Raw genomic sequence first — 16,588 nt, 5'->3', positions numbered from 1 at the left:
TGCGCATCTCCACCCGGGCGAATGCCCAATTGGTAATGTCAGTATAAGCAGCATGGGCTTGACTTGACACTGTGGCGGCAAAAAATCCCCGAAAAAACAAAAAGCACGGAGCGGCTGCTCCGTGCTTGCGTGGATTATGATTTGGCGATGCGGTACGTGCAGCGGCCCCCGCCTTTGGCCAGGCATTCCGTCCGCTCGACACCCGTATCGAGCAGCTGCTCGAACAGCTCCAGCTCGCAGGTGCACGCCTGCTGATAGCGGCCGGCCACCTGGGCGATCGGGCAGTTGTATTCATGGATCGTAAAGCCTTCCGCATCCGTATCGAGCTGAACCATATATCCGCCGTCGTTTTGGATGGCGGCCAGCTCGGCCACCTTCTCATCGAGCGTCTTGCCTTCCATACGGGCGGCATAGCGGCTCTGCAGCTTACGTTTCCGGCCCTCAAACAGGCGGTCGATCAGCGCTTCGGTATCCGGATCGCCGGCCAGCTCCTCCAGAAGATCGAGTGCCAGCGCGTTATAATTTTTCGGGAACAGCCGCTCGGCCTGTTCCGTCAGCGTATACATGTGCGTCGGCCTTCCCATCGGCTGCCGGACGATGGCGAGCTCGATGTAGCCGTCCCGTTCAAGCGAGCTTAAGTGGCGGCGAACCGCCATCTCGGTAATCCCCAGCTGCTTGGCGAGCTCGCCGGCCTTCATGCGTCCCCGCGTTTTCAGGAGCATCAGCACGGCCTGCCTCGTAGAGCCTTCAGCCATCCCGAAAGGAGGCTGCTGCGCGTACGGTCCGCCTATTGTCGAGTCCATTGTTCGTCACCACCCCGATTGAAGGCACGGCCAGGCTCTGGAACTTCTGCGAGTCCTGCCCGCTGTTAGCGTCATTGTAACTTATTTTACCCGTCCCGTAAATCGACAAAACAAAAAGCGGCACGGACCGGATGATCCTGCCGCTTCTGCCGCAGCCGTCAGTTCGGGCCCAGCTCTCGTGCAAGGTACGCTTCGACGGCCGCTTTAAACCGGAGCAGTACGTCAGGGACAGAGCCGGTCAGCGCATGCAGCACGCTGCGCGGCCACTTGTAATAGTCCTGAACGAGCGGCCGGCGCAGACGGACGAGCGAGGCCAGCGGCTCCCGCAGCTCCTGCGGGAAGACGCCTTCGCCCGCGATAATATCCACGATATCCTCGTAGCTGCTCGCATCGCGCATAATAAAGCCGTCAATGATGCAGCTGCCGACATCCGTAACGGTTTCGACCGCCAGGTGAAGCGCGCGCTCCTGGGCAAGCCCCTGCAGCAGGCTTCCGTTCCATTCGGCGGCCAAGCCGCGCAAAGCTTCGGCCAGCTCGGGGATGGCGTTTAATCTGGCGTCGATCTGTTCGCGATTCACATAATACATAGTATCGGACCGTCCTTCGCTTTCACGCCCTGCAATCAGGATTCGTAGTCGACGCTGACCGACGATTCGCGAACCTCGCTCATATGGGCGATCACTTTTTTATGCTCGGGATGCACTTGATATTCGCCGAGCGCTTCCATCGAGTCGAAGCGGGTGACCAAGGCGATGTCGTACGAGCGTTCCGAGTGCAGTACGTCGGTGCCGACCTCGATTGAACGAAGCACCTCGATTTTGCCTTCCATATTTCTCAGCACCTGAACCGTTTGGGCCACGCTCTCCGGCGAGCGGTCCTTCAATTTGAACAGCACGATATGGGTAATCACGGCGGTCAAGTCACTCCTTATTTGGGTTTCGGCGGCCTTCGTCCTTCGCATGAGGGGCGCCGGTTTGTCGCATAATAAGGCAAGCTGCCGGCTAACGGCATACTGCCTGCAAAGGGGATGAACTTTCATGCGCTACAGGGTTACGGCGGCCGCCACGCTGATCGGTCTTGCCATCTGCCTTTATAACGCGACGGGGTACGATCCGCACAACATGGTGTTTTTCATGTTCAGCGTTCCCGGCTGGATCGCGGATCTGTTCGTCGATTTTCATGATTTGAACGTCCTGCTGATGTATGTGCTGACCGTGGCCAGCTGGGCGCTGATCGGCTATGCGTGCGACTGGCTGATCGAACGGGACCGGCGGCGGCGCGCGGCGCGCTGAATGACGGACGTCTCCACCCGGCTAGCTGCCTGCCGCCGGCAGGGAGTTATTGATTTCAAAAAAGGAGCCGCGTAGGCTCCTTTTGCATGCATTATTCCACGATCAGAACGGACTTCATATTCGGATGGCCGACGCCGCACATGACCGAGCAGTGCATCTGGAACGTCCCGGCCTTGTCGAATGTCACTTCCTGCGACATCTTGTCTTCGTTAAGATCGATATTGAAATCGGGAATGGCAAGGCCGTGGAGACCGCTTTTGTTCACGAGCTCGAGCTTGTATTTCTGGCCCTTCTTGACGTGGTATTCCTTCTGATCGTAAGTAAAGTCGGCGTTCGCTTCCACTTTCAGCAGCTCTTCGCCCGGCGGCAGCGTCGACGCTTCGTCCACTGGCTTCGCCGGCATTTGGGTTGTCAGCAAAACGACGGCCAAGACCGATGCCGCCGCAAATACGATGAACATAATCCACTTATGCATTGCTACTTGCTCCCCTTTGCCATCAAAATGTCTACTCCCTATATTACCTAAGATCGTCCCGCAATCTCAACCTTAAACAAAGGGAAGCGGCAAACTTTTTTGGTTTTTTGACAAAATAATGAACATTCTGAAACAGGTTCTGCGCCGCGTTTGCGATGCGTTTGCATTGCGTTATTGCTCCGCTGCATAGGCTTTGAGCAGCCGCTCCGACTCCGCCCGCACGAACGGCCAGAGCAGCGAAAACGAATGTTCGTAGCCGCGGCAGACGTATCGCGCCGTCATATGATCGGGCGTCTGGCGCTCCTCGAGAATGCGGATGCCGCTTTCGCGGAACTGCCTCCGAAGCGCGGCGAGCTCCAGCAGCACGCGGTCCTGCAAAGCCCGCAAAATCGACTCGTAGAGGCGCGGCAGCTTCGCCTTCGAAGCGCCGATGACGCGGATATCGTGATTTAGAATGCGCATCGTGACGCCAAGCAATACAAATCGTTTGACAATCTCAAGCTCCTTGCCGATCTGAACGGAAGGCTGCAGTTTGCTGTCCACGGCCATCGACGAACCCTCCATATACGAACATTTGTTCCTGTTTGTTTGTTCCAATTATAACGGAAAAGTTCGGCGAATGCAACCAGGTCCGGCAGGCAAATGATGCCGCTCAAGCAGAAAACGGATGACGCCGCCTTTTTGCAACGGATCGAGCTTCTTCCCCTCGATCGGTATAGAAAGGAAAACAGCCATTTAACCTTTCTAAAAATTAAAACAGCCGTCCTGAGCGCAGGTCGCGCCACCGGAACGGCTTGTTGCAGTTGCTTTGCTGATCTGAACCGCCCGATTGCGGTTCATTTTTTGTTTTTGAGCTGCTCGATCAGCCCGCGGAGCCTGTCCGGCAGCGGCACGCCGATTTGCCCGAGATTTTCGGTAATCGAGATGAGCTCGTTTGCCAGATAGAAATAAACGGCGGCTCCCATCGCCAAGTCGTTCTGCAGGCCGAGCAGCAGATCGATCCGGTGGGCGAGCAGAATGACCAGAAGCATGATGCCTTTCTTGGCCAGACCCATTGCGCCGACGATACTGCTTAAGCCTTCCTTTTGGCTTATCGCGGCCGTGACGCCCGTAATATAATCGATCGCCATCGCCACCAGAAGCACGGTCAGCGATTCGGACCATCCTCCGAACGCGAAGGTCACCGCCGCTCCAACAACGGCCGACAGGGAGCTTACGGCGGTTTGCGACAACATCCTCACCTCTCCCCAAGCATGTGGATGCTACATCCTATGCCGGAGAGCGACAGGCTGTCCCTGTGCTTTGTACCGTATTCGCCCCTATGAACCGGATGCCGTTATACTCGTCCGGGCCTGTTTTATTCCACGCGGCGGAACCGGTAAACGGCGCTTGCAAAATCGGAATGCGGCCGCTGCTTCGGGATGCCGGCGTTCATCAGCTCGTCGCCGTAAACGGCACGTCCCGTACCGAGCAGCTCATATCGGCCATTCGGGTCGAGCCCTTTCAGTCGAAGACGGCCGAGCGGCTGGTTCGGCTCGTTCAGCGTCTGAACGTGCACCGCAAGCGCCTCGCTGCGGTCCGGAGCGACGAACATCCAGGCGGTCTCGTTTCCTTCGAACGGGCTGAGCAAACGGTAGAAAAGGCCGTACTGCACCAGCTCGCGCACTTCCTTCACCAGGGCGACCTGACGCTTCACTTCGTCCTTCTCTTCCTCCGTAAACAGCGTCAAATCGAGCTCGTAGCCAAAATTGCCCGACATCGCGACGTCGCCCCGCGTCTTCAGCGGCGTCATGCGGCCGACCTGATGATTCGGAACCGCGGAGACGTGCGCCCCCATCGTGCTGACCGGATAAACGATGCTTGTGCCGTACTGGATTTTAAGCCGGGATATGGCATCCGAATTATCGCTCGTCCACGTTTGCGGCATGTAATACAGCATGCCCGGATCGAAACGCCCGCCGCCGCCGGAGCAGCTTTCGAAGAGGATATGCGGGAATTTCGACGTGATCCGCTCCAGCACGCTGTACAAGCCGAGCATATAGCGGTGCGCCGTCTCGCGCTGGCGCTCGGGCGGCAGCAGAGCCGAGCCGATCTCCGACATGTTGCGGTTCATGTCCCATTTGACGTAGGTGATCGGCGCGCTCTCGAGAATGGCCCCGACCGCGTCCGTGATGTAATCCTGCACGTCCGGACGGGAAAGGTCGAGAATCAGCTGCCGGCGCCCTTCCGACCGGCGGCGCCCCGGCACATGCAGGCACCAGTCCGGATGCGCCCGGTACAGGTCACTGTCGGGCGAAACCATTTCCGGCTCGAACCACAGCCCGAACTGCAGGCCTTGGCTGCGCACGCGGTCGGCCAAATCCTTGAGCCCGCCGGGCAGCTTGTTTTTGTCGACGACCCAGTCGCCAAGCGAGCAGTTGTCGCTGTCGCGGCGGCCGAACCAGCCGTCGTCCAGCACGAGCAATTCGATCCCGAGCTCGCTGCCCGCCTTGGCGATCGCTTCGATTTTATCGGCGTTAAAATTGAAATAGGTCGCTTCCCAGTTGTTGACCAGAATCGGCCGGGCGGCATCGCGGAAAGCGCCGCGGCACAGCCTCGTCCGGTACAGCTCGTGATACGCGCGCGACATGCCGCCCAGTCCTTCCGCAGAGAAGACCATCACCGCTTCCGGCGTCTGGAACGATTCTCCCGGCTCCAGACGCCAGGAGAAATCGAACGGGTTGATGCCGATGTACGCCCGCGCGGTATGGAACTGGTCCACCTCGACGCCGCCGGCGAAGCTGCCGCTGTATACGAGGCTGAAGCCGTACACTTCGCCGGTATCCTCCGTCGACCCTTCGGACAGCAGCGCGAAGAACGGATTTTGCATATGGCTGCTCGCTCCCCGTCGGCTCTCGACCGACTGCGTGCCGGGCACAAGCGCTCTGCGGTGGATATAACGCTCGCGCCCCCAGGCGCCGGACAGCTGCAGCATTTCGAAGCGGTCGTGCGGCAGATCGACGCTTGCGCTGAGCGCGCGCTGCATGGACATGACGGAATCGCTCCCGTTAACGATCCGCGCGGAGCGTATAATGGCGTCGAACGCCGGGAACACCGTGTAGGAAAGCTCGACCCGAAGGCCGGATGCCGCATCTTCCAGCTCGACGATCAGCGTCTCGGCCCCGTCCCCGCTCTCCGCGTAAACGGCCGGCAGCCCTTCCAGCTGCGACTTGCCGGATACGATCCGGTGGCCTCTCAGCAGCAGCTCCGTCACCGTCGTGCCGTTCGCCAGCTGCACCGCATAGGCCGGGTTCCGGAAATCGGACGAGCCGTAGCCCGGATATTCCTGCGGCAGCGTATCGAGCGAAATCGAGCGGTCCTCGGGCACCGGATTCGGGCTGAAGGACGCGCGCTCCTGCCGCTCGAGCAGCCGGTCCGGGTCCGCTTCTTTTATTTTCCGCCCCCAGTACAGATGGGCCGGGAACCCTCGCAGGGCACAAAACGCATAGCTCATGTTTTTCGTCTGCAGGTGAAATACCTGTTTATGCTCGTCATACAAAACCGCCATATTGTATGCAGCCTCCTTAAGGACAATGTCAGTCTTGGCGCAGCCTCAACGTTACTAGTATAGGCCGGCGCGGGGGTTGTGAACATGGACGCATATAGCACTCATATGGAGAAATGTAGGATTGCAGCCGCTTTTCCCAGCCTGCCGCATCCTATTCCATGAATGAATAAATACAGTCAGAAATTGGAACCCTTTAAAAAAGCATCACGCAAGGAGGCCGTCCGCCATGCCGACCGCCCTTTCCGGCCGGATCGAACACAATATCGCGCTCATTCAAAAGGTGTTCGACGGCTGCGACGACCTGACCGTAATTCCGTGGCAGTACGGTCCCGAAATGGCCAGCGTCGCGGTATCGGTCTATTTCGATACGCTTGTGCTCGACAAAAGCCGGAACCACTTCAAGCAGCTGATGCAGGATCTGGTCGCGCATGAAATCGGGCCGGGAACCGAAGTGACGGCCGGCATGATCCGCGATCATTTGACCCGCCACGCCGCCACGCGGGATTCCGCCTTCTTGATCGAGCAGGCCGAGGATCTCGTCCGGAACCTGATGGAGGGCTGCCTCGTCGTCCTCGTCGACGGCTGGAACCGCGCCGTCGGCTTCCACGCCGGCCGGATCGAAACGCGGCAGGTGAGCGAGCCGCTGACCGAACCGGTCGTGCAGGGTCCTCGCGAATCGACGGTCGAAAATCTGCGCAAAAATATCGGCATGATCCGGAAACGGCTGCAGCATCCGAATTTCAAGCTGGCCTATCGAAAAACCGGCGGCTACTCGAAAACGATGATGGCCTACGGTTATTTGGACGGCGTCGTCGATCCAAACGTGCTGGCGGAATTCAAGAAGCGTCTCTCGCTGCTGCCCGAAGGCGATATTCTCGAGACGTCATATATCGAGGATTGCCTGGAGGACAGCGGGATGTCGCCTTTCCCGCAGTTTCGTTACACCGAACGGACCGATGTGGCCGCAGCCGCTTTGCTGAACGGGAAAATCATCGTGCTCGTCGAAGGAACGGGCAGCATCCTGATTTGTCCCGGGCTGTTCTTCGAGCTGCTGCAGTCGAGCGAGGACTACTATCAGCGGACGCTGTTTGCCAATGCAATCCGCTGGATGCGCATCGCCGCATTCCTGATCGCGCTGATGCTGCCGAGCCTCTACATCGCCGTCTCGACGTTCCATCCCGAGCTGATTCCGACGGTGCTGCTTCTCGCCATCATCGATACGAGGGAAGGGATTCCGTTCCCCGCTTTCGCCGAGGCCGTTCTGATGACCTTCACGTTCGAGCTGCTGCGGGAAGCCGGTATCCGGCTGCCGCGGCCCGTCGGCTCCGCCGTCAGCATCGTCGGCGCGCTCGTGGTCGGGGAAGCGGCGATCAACGCGGGCATCGCATCCCCGATTATGGTCGTGGTTACCGCCCTGACCGGCATCGCTTCCTTCTCGCTGCCGCAGTATAATTTTGCGATCGCCCTGCGGCTCGTTCAGCTTCCTTTGATGATTCTCGCGGCGCTGCTCGGCGGCTTCGGCCTGATGATCGGCTACCTGCTGCTGTGGATCCATCTGGTCAACCTCAAATCGCTTGGCGTTCCTTATATGATGCCGCTGGCACCGTGGGTACCCGGACAAATCCGCGATACGTTTTACCGAAAGCCGCTGAAGTCGCTGGCGGAGAAGCGAAAAATGCCATCCGGGCCGAAACCGCAGCCGAAATAACCGCTTATCGGCAATGCTTCAGCACGACGAAAGAGAGGAGCTGCAGGTGATGCATACAGACGCCGACCGGCTTGCAGCGTCCCGGTCATTGTTCATTCGTCTGCCTCTGATTCTTGCGATATCCGCACTTGCGCTGACCGGCTGCGGCGACCGTGCCGAGCTGCCCGAGCGGGCGTTTGTCATGGGTGCCGCGCTCGATGAATCGAAGAACGGAAAAGTACTCGTTACCCTGCAGGTGTACAAACCGTCGCAAACGATTCAGGCCAAAGGAAAATCCGTCAACCCGTACATCAATATCAAGGCGATGGACGATACGGTCGCCGAGGCGATTCATGACATTACGACTCATCTCGGACGGAAAGCGCAGTTCAGCCATATGAGGGTCCTGCTCATCAGCGAGCGGCTCGTCCGCAAAATAAAGCTCGCCTCGCTGCTCGATTTTTTTTACCGCGACCGCGAGCCCCGGATGACGAGCATTACCATCGTCACGCGCGGCGCCGCTTCCCCCTATTTCGATACCAAGCCGTTTATCGAGAGCACGTCGAGCCAGCAGTATTTTCTAAGCGAACGGTTCGCGAGCCGCTTCGCCGGCAAATCGTTCGAATCGTCCCTGCTCAAGCTGGCCATATCGCTGCGAAGCCAGACCCGTTCCGCAGGACTGCCGTATATGAGCCTGAGCCCGGAAGAAGCCGGGCGCGAACCGAAGGTTTCGGGCGTTGCGGTCATCCAGGACGGGCTGATGAAGGACCGGCTGACCGGCACGGAGAACGAAGGGCTGCTGATGCTGATGAACAAGTACAAAGGCGGCGTCATCGAAGTCCCGTGCGCGGAAATAAAGGCGGGCCGGCCGCCGCAGGCGCATGAAGCGGTCGAAGTGCTCAATCTGAAGGCGGACAGGAGCGTCGGCATAACCGCGGAAGGCGTGAACGTTGCCTATAAGGTTCGCGCCACGGTGTCCGCCGTCGAGCTCCCCTGTTCGAACATTGACGACATCGCCGGGGAAAGGGAATTCGAGGCCAGAGTTTCGGACGAGATCAACCGTGAAATGAAGCTTGCGCTCCGGCATTTGCAGCGGGACAAGACCGACCTCCTCGATATCGGCAACGATGTTTACAGGGCGCGCCCGGGGCTATGGAAGAAATGGAAATCGGACTGGCCGGAACGTTTTGCTTCCATTAAAGTCCGCTTCGACACGGATACGCTGCTTCTCACGCAAGGCAGAATTTCGGGCAAACCGATACTGGAAGAGAAACGTAACGAGCGGCGGTGACCGAAAAATGGTTCTGTTTCTGATTGCAATCTCGATCGCCTCGATGATGTTCAGCGATTGGAGGGCGGGTAAAAAGGAAGGCCCGCGGCCGACGAGAGTGAAGCTCGTCTACGGCTGCCTGCTGCTCCTCGTCGTGTATCAAACCGCCGCTCTCACGAATTGGATCCGTCTGCCCGACTATTACGAGCTGTTCAGGGCGCTTTTCAAACCGGCGGCAAGCGGGCTGCACAACTGGTTTACATCGGGAGGCGGCGCAGCGTGAACCGCGACAAAACGTTGATTTCGGCCAATCAGGCGGCGATCCTGCTGTTTGTTTTTCTCACTTGCTCATCCATTACGAATATTCCCAGCCCGCTCATCGGACTTGCGGGAAATGCGGCCTGGATCAGCCTGCTGGTCTCCGCCTCGCTCGGATTGCTGCTGCTCGTTCCGGTGGCCTGGCTGGCGCGCGCGTATCCCGGCCAAAGCCTCATCGAATGCAGCCGGGCCGTCATTGGAACGCCGGTCACGCTGCTGCTCGGCTGCATGTTTCTGTCTTTTCTGTTCGATATGGGACCGTCGATCGTGCTTGACATCGCGATGTTTCTGAAAAGCTCCATGCTGCGGGAAACGCCGGCTTACTGGTTTATTTTCCCGACCTTCCTGGTTGTCGGGCTGTCGGTGCGGACCGGCATCGACAAGCTCGCGGGACTTTTTCCCGTCCTGATGGGCAACGTCATGTTTTTCGTGTTTCTGATCGCGGCGCTTTCGGCCAACAATTTCGATCCCCGTCAGCTGCTCCCGATCATGCCGGAGGGAGTGAGGCCGATGCTTCACGGCACCTACTTTTCGTTCGGCTTTCCGTTCGGCGAGGCGGTCATCTTCACAATGATTCTCCAGCATGCGAAAAAAGGCGGAAAGCTCGGGCCGAAGCTGGCGCTGGGACTGGCCGCCTCGCTGCTGTCGCTGGCGGCGGCGACTGTCGTCACGATCATGGTGTTCGGTCCGATCGCCGGCGAACGCAAATATTCCCTGTTCGAGCTGGCCAGAACCGTCAGCATTATCGATGTCTTTCAGCGCATCGAGGCGCTGATCGGCTATTCGCTTATCGTGGCGTCCTTCATGAAAGCAACGCTGGTTTTATTCGCCGCGCATGAAACGCTGATCCATATGATCGGGCTGAAGAAGGACAAAATGCTCGTGATGCCGATGGCGCTGCTCATGAGCTGCATCGCGATGTCCGGAATCGACATGGGCGATGCGAGCTGGATTTTCCAGGTTAACGAGGTGCATCCGATTTGGAACGCGGCGTTCTTTATCCTGCCGGTCCTGATCGTCTTCTTCGCCGCGCTGCTGCGCGGCAAAAAGCCGGCCCCCGCGGCGGCTCAAAAGACGGGCCCGGGAGGCCGGCTGCCATAAGCGGCTGCCGAGATTCGGAAGCGAACGTCTACCGTTCCATATGATCGTCCGGCTGCGCGGCTTTCACCGTCAGACCGCCGTCGACCATCAGCAGATGGCCGTTCACCTGCATCGCTTCGTCGGAGGCGAGGAAAACGACCGCATCGCCGATTTGTCTGGCCGTGCCGAGCCGTTTCATCGGGTTGGCCTCGATTTCCTTGCGCCGGATTTCGTCGTCCGCCAAATAGTCGGTGCACATGTCGGTATCGACGGTGCTCGGCCCGACGGCGTTGACGTTGATGTTGAATTTGCCGAGCTCGATCGCCATGCCTTTCGTCAGCATGTTGGCCGCCGCCTTGGACGACTGGTAATGCGGAATGACCGGGCTCGTGACGACGAGGCTGGCCGTCGAAAGCACGTTGACGATTTTGCCGTAACGCTTCTCGATCATCGAGGCCGCCGCGCGCTGCGAGCACATGAAAATCGATTTGACGTTCGTGTTGTAGGTCCGGTCCCACGTTTCGTCCGTCACCTTCATGAACGGCTCGAACGGCGCGATCCCCGCATTGTTGACGAGAATTTCAACCTGGCCGAGCTCTTTCTCGACCGTCTCGAACATGCGCATGACCTGCTCGCGGCTCCCGACGTCGGCTTGAACGACGATCGAACGGCCGCCGAGGCGCCGCACCTCGGCGGCGACGGCCTCCGCCTTCGGCCGGCTGGAGTCGGACGTGTAATTGACCGCCACATCGGCGCCCTCCTCGGCAAGCCGAATGACGATCGCTTCGCCGATGCCGCGGCTGCCGCCCGTCACAAGCGCGATTTTACCCGCTAATCTTCCCATTTGCCGCATCCTTCCTTTTTTTCACCTGATATGATGGCTCGAAGCGACGCCCGCCTGCTCAGAGGCTCGGGCCGATCCGGTTGATGCTGAACTCCTGATAGGTCCTGCCATTACGATCACCTCATGTTGGAGTTACCGGTAACTCTACGCTAACAGCAACACGCATTGCTGTCAATAGCCGAGATGCGCTATAGTGGTACGTACCGAATACTATCTTTTACAGGGGTTTGGACGAACGAATGGTTACCATTTACGATATCGCCAAAAAAGCGGGCTGCTCCGCGATGACCGTTTCGAGGGTGATCAATAACACCGGCCGGATCAGCGATAAGACAAGGCAGCGGGTGCTCGCCATCATGAAGGAAATGAATTACGTGCCCAATTCGATCGCCCGCAGTCTTGTCGTGCAGGAAACTCGGCTGCTGTCGCTGCTGATCACCGACATTACGAATCCGTTCTACACGTCGCTCGCCCGCGGCGCCGAGGACGCCGCCCGCCGGCTCGGCTACCGGCTGCTGCTCGCCAACAGCGACGAGAACGTGGAGAAGGAGAAGGAATATATCGACGCCGTTCTGTCCGCCCGGGTCGACGGCGTCCTGTTCGCGCCGGCCGGCGACGATTCCCTGGCCGGGCTGGACAAGCTGCGGAGGCAGAACATCAAGGTCGTTCTGCTGGACCGGGAGGTGCCCGGCATGTCGTGCGACATCGTGCTGGGGGACAGCAAGGAGGGCGCCCGGCAGCTGACCGGGCACCTGATCGGGCTCGGCCACCGCCGGATCGCGCTGCTGAACGGCTCGCGCGCCGTATCGACCGCACGGCTGCGGCAGAGCGGCTACGAGGAGGCGCTGGCACTGGCCGGGATTCCGCTTGATCCGGAGCTTGTCGCCGAGGCCGATTACAAGCATGCCGATCACGACGAATGGGCCGATCGGCTGATGCAGGCTGGCGGACGGCCGACGGCGCTATTCGCCGCGAACAATTTCCTTGCGCTCGGCGCGATCCGGGCGCTGCAGGCAAGGGGCCTTCGGGTGCCGGCGGACGTCTCGGTCGTCTGCTTCGACGAGCTGGAGGCCGGTTTCGTCGTCGATCCGTTCATGACGGTGGTCGCTCAGCCAGCCTACGATTTCGGCTATATGGGCGTACAGCTGCTGGTCGATCGGATCCGGAACCAGGCCCCGGCAGAGCCCAGGCGCGTGATTTTGCCGCCGGTGCTTCGCGTCCGAAAATCAAGCGCCCCGCCGCCGGAGAGCCGGCAGCCGGAGTAAAGACCGGAATCCGGGACTCTGGCGGCTGCCGGCGCGCTTCAGGTTTCGAACCCGATATCGTCGAACATCAGCTTGCCCGGTTCGCCCGAGAAGCGGAACGTAATGCGGGTGATCCGCCCGGGATCGAACCGCGGATTCGCCTCCCGGAACCGTTCGAGCGGCAGCAAATACGTCTGAAGCACAGGCTCGGAAGCTTCCTTGTATTTGCCGTCCTTGATCCGTTTTTCCAGCCACGGCGATATCGTAAAGGTCGTCTGCGGCGGTCGGACGACCGGCATAAATTCGGCAAGCGGCAGGCTGGCCGACGCGCCGCCCGCGCTTTCGAGCTCGATCTCGACATCCGGCAGCGGCAGCTCGAAATCGCCGTCCTCGCCGGCGATCTTCTCTCCCTCGAGATTCGTCATCGAGAAGGCGAGGCTGGGGGCGCGCCGGTCCGCAGGCGCAGCCGGCAGCGGGCGGGTCAAGGCCAGCGACCACGTGCCGCCCGCCGCGTAGCTCCACTGCAGCACGGCGCCGCGCGAGCCTTTGCTTTTGCCGTCGCGGTCCACCACATTTTGCTCCGACCACCGGATGCCGGGCGATGCGCTCGCCTCGACGCCGGGGCCGAGCACGGTCCCGCCGGAGCCGTTCTCGAATCGCGCAACCGGCCGAAACCGGCCGTCCTCGTACCGGCTGATGTAGCTCGCATCGGGCAGCCAGGCCGCTCCGGAGCGGTAATCCCGGAACAAACCGGTATAACGCGGCGAGCCGTGCAGTGCCGTCTCCAGGAAAGCGGAAATATACACCTTCGCGACCTGCCGCTGGTCCCCGGCCGGCATCAGCCCCGCTCCGTTCAGCAGCAGTCCGCCCGGCAGGCTGTCGTCCTTCACGCCCCAGCCGGTATTGAAGCGGCTGTGATTCGCCTCGCCGATATAAACCGCCGCCTTGAACCGGTCCCCCGCGGCTCTATCGAATGTCGTCCGGATATACTGCCGTTCGCCGTTAAACGTATCGACGTCGCCGTCGCCTGCACCCTGCAGGGTAAGGTAATACGTGTCTTTCAGCTCGGCCGACTCGTCCTCGACGACGTTGTCCGTCGGGGCAATCGCCGCAACGGCTTGGATGCGGACCCGGTCCGCCAATCCTTCCAGCGTCTTGTCCGAGGCGAACCATTTGCCGCTGTCGGCGGCCATCGCCACGGCCTGCCCGCCTCTGGAATGGCCGATAAGCGCGACGTTATGCATGTCGACGCGGCCGTAAAACGGATTGCCCGGCCTGGCCGCCAGCGCCGCGATTTGCTTCAGGTGCTGCAGCAGCAGCCACGCCCTCGCCCTCATATCGTGATCCGGGATGTCCGTCCAAACCGAATAATTCAAAAAATTTTCGTCCACGGACACGACGGCGAAGCCCCGGCTGGCGAGCAGCTCGCCTAAATAAGCGTACCCTTCGTCGGACGGCTGCTCCATCAAATGGTTCCCGTGCAAAATCAGCACGAGCGGAAACGGGCCGTCCCCCTGCGGCATCCAGACACGCCCGTTCAGGGGCAGCGCCTTCGGCCCAAAGCCCCAATACAGCGTGCGCAGCCAGGGCCAGCGCTTGATATAGGCGGAGGCGTCGACCGTTTCCGTCCGCACGTCCGCGCCGGAGCCGAATTGGCTCCGGCGCTTGTCTTCGCCGCTCCCGTACGTAAAGACATCATACCGGTAAGCGCCCGGCAGCGACGGATCCGCCGCCGTGAGCGGCCGCACCGATTTCGCCGCTTCGGCGGCCGCCGCTTTCTCGCCGGCGGCGAATGCGGATACAGCCGCCGCCCTGTCCCGGACCTGGTTCTGCCGCACCGCCGCCGCTCCGGTGACGAGCAGGAGCACGGCAGCCAGCTTGACCGCCGCATGCACGCTCCGGCTTGCCAGCAGGAAGGCAAACATCCCGGCAAGCGCGCCGCCGGTCGCCAAAACGGCGGCGATCGCCGCCGAGACGGCCATTCCCGCATCCGAATAATAAAAGCTGGTGTAGACGACAAATCCGGTGCACAGAACGGCGCCCGCAAACGTTCCGGACACCGGGGCAAACATAAGCGCCAGCAGAAACGCGGCCGTATAAACCGACACCGCCAGCGCGGCGGCGCCGAGCAGCAGCATCATCAGGCTGTCGAACATCGGGCCGAAGCCGGTCGGGACGCCGAAGCCGTCGACCGCCAGCATGGCGGCGCAAACGATACAATCGCCCGCCGCCGCCGCGCGCCAGAACGGGGTATCGCGCTCGAACATGACGCGCAAACGTTCCCGCAGCCAGGACAGGAAAGACGGCCGGCTGCGAAGAGGTAAGCCGTTAATTTCCACGTGCGGCATTCACTCCAAACGTTCACTTGATCTTTTCATTATAACCCCGCCGCCGCCGGCACGAGCGGCAAAAGCTGCCGGTTACGGCTGCCAATCCATGCGGCTGCCGCTCGTCTGAGCGGAGGACGGGAGCCGCAGCGCAAGACGAATCCGAACGGTCCGTGAAATACGCGTCCGGGCGTCAAGTCGCGGAATGCGGCGCCTCCGGGGAGCCGTCCTCCGGGGCGAACGTCACGTCGATCAGCACAATTTCCGAGCGGCTGCCGAGCCGGATCGGCGGCCCCCAGGTGCCGTAGCCGGAGGAAACGACCGCATGGAGCGGACCGATCCGCTTGTAGCCCCAGTCCAGCTCGAACAGCCGGCGGGTGATCAGATGGTTCGGCGCCATCTGTCCGCGGTGCGTATGGCCGGAGAGCGAGAGATCGATGCCGCTTGCAGCCGCTTCCTTCAGCGCCGACGGCTGATGGTCGAGCAGAAAGAGCGGCAGCGAGCGGTCGGCGCCGTCCAGCAGCGCTTCGATCGTTTTCCGGCCCCCTCTGCCTTCCGCGGTTTTATCCTTCCGCCCGATCAAATAAAAGCTGTCCGCAACAAGCAGGGTCTCGTCTGTCAGAACGGGAATGCCGGCCTTCGCCATCAGGGCGGTGTATTCTTCGATCGAGCCGCCGTAATATTCATGATTGCCGAGTACGGCATACGTGCCTAGCTCGGCGCGGAAACCGCCGATGATGTCATCCATCCGCGCGCGCTTGAACGGCCCGATGTCGTCGTCCAGCACATCGCCGGGGAGCAGCACGATATCCGGCTTCAGCTCGTTCACGCGGTCCACCAGCGTCTGCAGGTATCCCCGGCCGACCACGCCGCCCAGATGAAGATCGGAAGCAGCGGCGATGCGAAGCCGCTCCCGGCCGCCGGCTTTTTTCGCGACCGTTACGCAGTAGGTTCTGACGACCGGCGTCCAGGCGTTCCAGGAGCCGCGCGCGAAAATGACGGCGATTGCCGCCGCGGTCCCGAAGCCCGCATACCGGATGGAGGCGTCGTATGGCACGGAGGCGGTATACAGCGCATAGACGGCAAGATTCGAGAATGGCAGCAGAAGCAGCCCGTACTGCAGGACGATAAACCAGTAGGAGCCGATCCGCTTCATCAGCCGCGAGACGAATCCGGGGACGTAACGGGCGCTTAGCCGGGCGATGAGATAAGACATGGAAACGAGAGCGAACAACGTCCAATAAACGGCTCCGGGGACGCGGCCGGTGAGGGCGGACAGCCAGGCATACACATTCCAGCCGATATAAAATTGTACGGCAAGCAGGATTCCTAGCATGGAGCTTAGTCGAAGCGCCGAGGGCATATAAAGTCGCGTTCTCCTTTTAACGTTGATGCCGGTTAACCGGTTATGGTTCTATTATAACGGCTTGCCCCGAAGGCCGCATCTTTGCCGGGTTGGCGGCTTCACCGCTACCATGGTTCAAGCAGCAAATTTATTCTCGTTTACTGCAGCACAATTTGCTCCAATCATTAACCCGGTATACACAAGGGAGCTGACCCAATAAGCCACTCAAATAAAAAAAGTTGGGGAAACGTAAAGTTTCCGCTCCAACTTTTTTGCGGCGACTGCTTTTTGTAGGAATGCAGCGAGGCGGATGCCAGTTGCTTTCAATAAAACGGGGTGCCCGGCATTCAGTCTTT

Annotated in this window: 16 protein-coding genes; 6 read left to right on the top strand and 10 right to left on the bottom strand. The window is 60.3% G+C overall.

Going from position 1 to position 16,588, the window contains the following annotated elements; all coding sequences use genetic code 11:
• Positions 1–134: 134 nt before the first annotated feature.
• The 3 genes from PD282_RS07810 to PD282_RS07800 all read right to left on the bottom strand — a co-directional run bounded on the left by PD282_RS07810 (position 135) and on the right by PD282_RS07800 (position 1,713).
• Positions 135–803, bottom strand: coding sequence for a helix-turn-helix transcriptional regulator (locus PD282_RS07810; protein WP_274649840.1), 669 nt, complete (start codon positions 801–803; stop codon positions 135–137).
• Between the two features lie 158 nt (positions 804–961).
• Complete coding sequence (locus tag PD282_RS07805; RefSeq protein WP_274649838.1) at positions 962–1,390, bottom strand: DUF86 domain-containing protein; 429 nt, start codon at positions 1,388–1,390, stop codon at positions 962–964.
• Between the two features lie 35 nt (positions 1,391–1,425).
• A complete protein-coding gene (locus PD282_RS07800; protein WP_274649837.1) occupies positions 1,426–1,713 on the bottom strand; it encodes a Dabb family protein in 288 nt (95 codons plus the stop codon).
• Between the two features lie 127 nt (positions 1,714–1,840).
• On the opposite strand from PD282_RS07800, the gene PD282_RS07795 reads away from it, so the two are divergent.
• Positions 1,841–2,095, top strand: a complete 255-nt coding sequence (locus tag PD282_RS07795) for a hypothetical protein (RefSeq protein WP_274649835.1) — start codon at positions 1,841–1,843, stop codon at positions 2,093–2,095.
• Between the two features lie 91 nt (positions 2,096–2,186).
• Here the strand turns inward: PD282_RS07795 and PD282_RS07790 are convergent, their stop codons facing one another.
• From PD282_RS07790 to PD282_RS07775, 4 genes are all read right to left on the bottom strand, one after another.
• Positions 2,187–2,570, bottom strand: a complete 384-nt coding sequence (locus PD282_RS07790; RefSeq protein WP_274649833.1) for a cupredoxin domain-containing protein — start codon at positions 2,568–2,570, stop codon at positions 2,187–2,189.
• 171 nt (positions 2,571–2,741) lie between these two features.
• On the bottom strand, positions 2,742–3,119 hold the full coding sequence (locus PD282_RS07785; protein ID WP_274649831.1) for a YhjD family protein: 378 nt from the start codon (positions 3,117–3,119) through the stop codon (positions 2,742–2,744).
• Positions 3,120–3,406: 287 nt separating this feature from the next.
• Positions 3,407–3,805, bottom strand: coding sequence for a phage holin family protein (locus tag PD282_RS07780; protein ID WP_274649829.1), 399 nt, complete (start codon positions 3,803–3,805; stop codon positions 3,407–3,409).
• Between the two features lie 122 nt (positions 3,806–3,927).
• Positions 3,928–6,117 carry an alpha-galactosidase gene (locus PD282_RS07775; RefSeq protein WP_274649827.1) on the bottom strand — a complete coding sequence of 730 codons (2,190 nt, stop codon included), beginning with the start codon at positions 6,115–6,117 and terminating at the stop codon, positions 3,928–3,930.
• Positions 6,118–6,343: 226 nt separating this feature from the next.
• On the opposite strand from PD282_RS07775, the gene PD282_RS07770 reads away from it, so the two are divergent.
• From PD282_RS07770 to PD282_RS07755, 4 genes are read left to right on the top strand one after another with little or no spacing between them, the layout of a single operon-like run.
• Positions 6,344–7,825 (top strand): spore germination protein, encoded by a 1,482-nt coding sequence (locus tag PD282_RS07770; RefSeq protein ID WP_274649825.1) that lies wholly within the window; start codon positions 6,344–6,346, stop codon positions 7,823–7,825.
• 49 nt (positions 7,826–7,874) lie between these two features.
• Positions 7,875–9,095 (top strand): Ger(x)C family spore germination protein, encoded by a 1,221-nt coding sequence (locus PD282_RS07765; protein ID WP_274649823.1) that lies wholly within the window; start codon positions 7,875–7,877, stop codon positions 9,093–9,095.
• 7 nt (positions 9,096–9,102) lie between these two features.
• Positions 9,103–9,357, top strand: a complete 255-nt coding sequence (locus tag PD282_RS07760; protein WP_274649821.1) for a hypothetical protein — start codon at positions 9,103–9,105, stop codon at positions 9,355–9,357.
• Positions 9,354–10,493 (top strand): GerAB/ArcD/ProY family transporter, encoded by a 1,140-nt coding sequence (locus PD282_RS07755; protein ID WP_274649820.1) that lies wholly within the window; start codon positions 9,354–9,356, stop codon positions 10,491–10,493. The genes PD282_RS07760 and PD282_RS07755 overlap by 4 nt, the downstream gene beginning before the upstream one ends.
• A gap of 28 nt (positions 10,494–10,521) precedes the next feature.
• On the opposite strand, the gene PD282_RS07750 is transcribed toward PD282_RS07755, so the two are convergent.
• Positions 10,522–11,316 (bottom strand): SDR family NAD(P)-dependent oxidoreductase, encoded by a 795-nt coding sequence (locus PD282_RS07750; RefSeq protein WP_274649818.1) that lies wholly within the window; start codon positions 11,314–11,316, stop codon positions 10,522–10,524.
• A gap of 239 nt (positions 11,317–11,555) precedes the next feature.
• Between PD282_RS07750 and PD282_RS07745 the strand changes: the two genes are divergently transcribed.
• Complete coding sequence (locus tag PD282_RS07745; RefSeq protein ID WP_274649816.1) at positions 11,556–12,581, top strand: LacI family DNA-binding transcriptional regulator; 1,026 nt, start codon at positions 11,556–11,558, stop codon at positions 12,579–12,581.
• Between the two features lie 38 nt (positions 12,582–12,619).
• Here PD282_RS07745 and PD282_RS07740 read toward each other — a convergent pair whose 3' ends face one another.
• Both PD282_RS07740 and PD282_RS07735 read right to left on the bottom strand, forming a co-directional pair.
• Positions 12,620–14,899 (bottom strand): alpha/beta hydrolase family protein, encoded by a 2,280-nt coding sequence (locus tag PD282_RS07740; RefSeq protein WP_274649814.1) that lies wholly within the window; start codon positions 14,897–14,899, stop codon positions 12,620–12,622.
• 181 nt (positions 14,900–15,080) lie between these two features.
• The gene (locus tag PD282_RS07735) at positions 15,081–16,250 is read right to left on the bottom strand and encodes a metallophosphoesterase (RefSeq protein WP_274649812.1); all 1,170 of its coding nucleotides are present in this window, start codon (positions 16,248–16,250) and stop codon (positions 15,081–15,083) included.
• Positions 16,251–16,588: the final 338 nt, after the last annotated feature.

This window comes from Paenibacillus humicola (genome assembly GCF_028826105.1).
GTDB classification, from domain to species: domain Bacteria; phylum Bacillota; class Bacilli; order Paenibacillales; family Paenibacillaceae; genus Paenibacillus_Z; species Paenibacillus_Z humicola.
Note: the sequence above shows the minus strand (reverse complement) of the source record. Positions and strands in the feature narration are given on the sequence as shown.

Excerpts from the sequence above, each read along its gene's own strand:
- PD282_RS07770 (WP_274649825.1), top strand. The coding sequence starts at position 6,344 with ATGCCGACCGCCCTTTCCGGCCGGATCGAACACAATATCGCGCTCATT.
- PD282_RS07750 (WP_274649818.1), bottom strand. The coding sequence starts at position 11,316 with ATGGGAAGATTAGCGGGTAAAATCGCGCTTGTGACGGGCGGCAGCCGC.
- PD282_RS07745 (WP_274649816.1), top strand. The coding sequence starts at position 11,556 with ATGGTTACCATTTACGATATCGCCAAAAAAGCGGGCTGCTCCGCGATG.
- PD282_RS07795 (WP_274649835.1), top strand. The coding sequence starts at position 1,841 with ATGCGCTACAGGGTTACGGCGGCCGCCACGCTGATCGGTCTTGCCATC.
- PD282_RS07780 (WP_274649829.1), bottom strand. The coding sequence starts at position 3,805 with ATGTTGTCGCAAACCGCCGTAAGCTCCCTGTCGGCCGTTGTTGGAGCG.
- PD282_RS07760 (WP_274649821.1), top strand. The coding sequence starts at position 9,103 with ATGGTTCTGTTTCTGATTGCAATCTCGATCGCCTCGATGATGTTCAGC.
- PD282_RS07810 (WP_274649840.1), bottom strand. The coding sequence starts at position 803 with ATGGACTCGACAATAGGCGGACCGTACGCGCAGCAGCCTCCTTTCGGG.
- PD282_RS07785 (WP_274649831.1), bottom strand. The coding sequence starts at position 3,119 with ATGGCCGTGGACAGCAAACTGCAGCCTTCCGTTCAGATCGGCAAGGAG.
- PD282_RS07805 (WP_274649838.1), bottom strand. The coding sequence starts at position 1,390 with ATGTATTATGTGAATCGCGAACAGATCGACGCCAGATTAAACGCCATC.
- PD282_RS07735 (WP_274649812.1), bottom strand. The coding sequence starts at position 16,250 with ATGCCCTCGGCGCTTCGACTAAGCTCCATGCTAGGAATCCTGCTTGCC.
- PD282_RS07765 (WP_274649823.1), top strand. The coding sequence starts at position 7,875 with ATGCATACAGACGCCGACCGGCTTGCAGCGTCCCGGTCATTGTTCATT.
- PD282_RS07775 (WP_274649827.1), bottom strand. The coding sequence starts at position 6,117 with ATGGCGGTTTTGTATGACGAGCATAAACAGGTATTTCACCTGCAGACG.
- PD282_RS07790 (WP_274649833.1), bottom strand. The coding sequence starts at position 2,570 with ATGCATAAGTGGATTATGTTCATCGTATTTGCGGCGGCATCGGTCTTG.